Below are 3,443 nucleotides of genomic sequence, written 5' to 3' on the forward strand. Positions count from 1 at the left end.
ACAGAACAGACCTTTACGGTCGCTGGAACTGTAACATTACCGGAATTTGTGAAGAATCCGAATGATGGTGTGGAATTGACAACAAGCATTAGCGTAACGGCTAAGCCTACCGAGCTAGTGGCCCATTGGAAGTTCGATGATGGATCCGGTACAACCGCTGTTGATTTTTCAGGAAAGGGCAATAACGGAACATTGATTGACACTCCAACTTGGAATAATGCAGGCATGATCGACGGAGCACTTGAATTCAGAGGTGGTTCATCAAAGGCAAGGGTTGAGGTCGTCCCTACCGCATCGTTGAATGAAACGAGTGAGGAGACCGTGTCGTTCTGGTTCAAAACTTCGAAGCCCGCAAACGGCTACTCTAGCATTTTCCGACAAGATAATCGTTTCACAGCACTACAGTTGACAGACAAGGGTACAGCTCAAGTAGCCTATTGGCCCAATGGATCATCTAGTAATAAATCGGTGTCGTTCCAATGGAACTACAGCAATAATGAATGGCATCATTATGTGGCTTCTTACAGTCAGAACACTGGGATGAAGGTCTACGTAGACGGTGTACTCGTAGCAAGTGATGCAACGAATCTTGGACCGCTTCCGAGAGTAACGAGTAAAATTATGCTGGGATCCGCTAACTACGGAGAAGCCTACACTGGACTGTTGGACGACGTTCGCGTATATAACGGCCCGTTGACTCAGGCTCAAGTCACGCAATTGATGAATATCGGGCGAGGCATGACGTTGCAGATCATAACAGCGCCTGCAGCGATTACAGGGGTAGTGAACGGAACGGCGAAGACAGCAGCGGATCTTGGATTGCCTGCAACCGTAGAATTGGTTACTGATGTAGGAAACATAAATGCTGATGTGACATGGGATGTCGACGGTGCAGACTATAACCCGACTGTTGAGACAGTACAGAACTTTATGGTCACTGGAACCGTAACACTGCCAGAAGGTGTGACGGATCCTAACGGCGTATTATTGCCAATAAGCATTAACGTGACAGTGCTAGCGGAAATAACGATTCCAGTAGACGTAGTAGTTAATGGTGTTGCCTTGAACAAAACATCTGCTGTACTAGAGATTGGCGGAACGGATAGCTTAACGGCAACCGTAAGTCCAGTCGATGCAACGAATAAAAAGGTAACTTATACGGTGGACGGAAGCGCAGTAACGATTTCAGCTGCCTTATATGATGAGGCAAGTGGAACGACAAGCGTGACCGTAACTGCAGTATCCGCAGGAACTGCGAAAATTACAGCAACGACAACTGATGGTGGATATCAGGCTATGTACGATGTAACGGTCAATGCAACAACAACGAATCCCGAAGATGTAGTAGTTAATGGTGTTGCCTTGAACAAAACATCTGCTGTACTAGAGATTGGCGGAACGGATAGCTTAACGGCAACCGTAAGTCCAGCCGACGCAACGGATAAAACGGTAACTTATGTAGTGGAAGGAAGCGCAGTAACGGTTTCAGCTGCCGTATATGATGAGGCAAGTGGAACGACAAGCGTGATAGTAACTGCCGTATCCGCAGGAACTGTGAAAATTACAGTAATAACAGCTGACGGCGGACATAAGGCTGTGTACGATGTAACGGTCAATGCTAGTAAACCGGTCAATCCTGGAAATTCAGAACCGGAAGTTGTCTTAACGGGAATTACTGTCGATTCTAACGGCAATTCACTGGAAGTAGACCAGACTCACGCGATTGAGGTTATAGCGAACTATAGTAATGGAACGAAGACGAATGTCACAGGTAAAGCATCTTATAAATCGTCGGATCCAAGTGTGCTTACAGTAAGTACGAATGGTGTCGTAACCGCAGTCTCCAAGGGAAGTGCCAACGTAACGGTAAGTTATGAAGGGAAAACAGCAGTGATTGCCGTTACCGTAATCGTTAAGGATGCTGAAGGAGAGGGGAATGGTACTACTCCGGATCCAAGCACTCCGATCTTTATCGATATCGCCAACTATGGATGGGCTAAGTTAGCAATTGATACATTAGCGCAACAAGGTATTATTCTAGGCACTTCGACAACGACGTTTGAGCCTGGTAAAGCGATCACAAGAGCAGACTTTGTAACGTTGCTCGTAAGAGCACTAGGCTTAAAAGCTGAAATTAGCGACAACTTCGAGGATGTTGATCAAGACGCTTACTACTATGAAGCGCTCGGCATTGTTAAAGCACTGGGAATCGCAAACGGAACTGGAGCTGGAATGTTCAATCCGACAGAGGAAATCTCTAGGCAGGATATGATGGTGCTAGTCGTAAGAGCACTACAGGCTGTTGGTAAATGGGAACCTCATGGATCGGCATCTGATTTGAACAGTTTTAATGACGCATCTGATATTGCAGCGTATGCAGTAGATGCTGTGGCGGCGCTAGTCAAAGATGGCATTATTACAGGCAGAGGAGCAGATTTGATTAACCCGAATGCTACGACGACAAGAGCAGAAGTGGCAGTTATTATGTACCGATTGATGAACCAACTTAATTCGCAACAACCTTAATAATTTATGTGGATTATTTTGAACCTTCTAATTAAATAGGAAGTAGCTTAATAAAGAAGATTGTCTGCTTAGTGCAGGCGATCTTCTTTATTATTATAAACCCGAAAGGACTACCAGTTCTAATTTTATATTTGCCCGTTAGATACATTGTACGAAACGGATTATTTGCATCTAATTTATATTGATATGGATAAGCAATTAGTCTGTGACACTACAATAGCCGCCACTAATACTGAGTTTGATGTCAGTGGCAAACGGGATTTGAATGATGAAGTTGACAGTTACAACAATGTGATTAATGAAAAACTGCGTAATGGTGGAGCGGTTTTTCTTTTGTTTATATCAACAATCAAGGATAACAGAGCCAATATTTTAAGTGAAATTATCTGTTAAGTTAAATAATGTGTCTTCTATTGGCTTTTTTATTGAAAATATCTAAGGATAAGTATTTAGAGTAGGAATAGAAATTGAATTAAGTACAAGTAAGTAAAAATGATAGAACAACAAATCTCATTTATAATTGAAATTTCAACGAAAAGTCTCAATTCACGATGTAATAAGTCTCATTTATAGATGAAATAACGCTTGTTTTTGTTCGATATTTGTCTCAGTTATAACCGTTACCCACACCAGTTGTAGCTTATCCTTGCTATGATTGGGTTTTTCTATGTGTGCCTAATAATGATCACTGTATATAAAAAAAGGATTATTTTATGGTTGGATAGAATAAATCTGGCTGCGAATGCGTTTTCGGTATTGGTTGGGCGATTCTCCTAGGTGTTTAGAAAATTGTCTCGAAAAATAATGTACAGACGAAAAGCCGAGTTTATCAGCAATGAGTGTAACGGAATGGTTCGTCTCGCGGAGCTCGGTTTTTGCTTGTTCAAGTCGTTAGTTCATAAAGTACCGGTGGGGGC

General features: G+C 42.8%; 1 protein-coding gene and 1 pseudogene. One reads left to right on the forward strand and one right to left on the reverse strand.

Going from position 1 to position 3,443, the window contains the following annotated elements; genetic code table 11:
• A partial coding sequence (locus tag AC1DWN_RS30640; RefSeq protein ID WP_477562639.1) for an S-layer homology domain-containing protein occupies nt 1-2,526 on the forward strand: 2,526 nt, incomplete at its 5' end.
• Nucleotides 2,527-3,237: 711 nt separating this feature from the next.
• On the opposite strand, the pseudogene AC1DWN_RS30645 reads toward AC1DWN_RS30640, so the two are convergent.
• A pseudogene (locus AC1DWN_RS30645) lies at nt 3,238-3,405 on the reverse strand (helix-turn-helix domain-containing protein); the annotation flags it as partial.
• Between the last annotated feature and the right edge of the window lie 38 nt (nt 3,406-3,443).

The organism is Paenibacillus sp. P4_A7 (genome assembly GCF_056402455.1).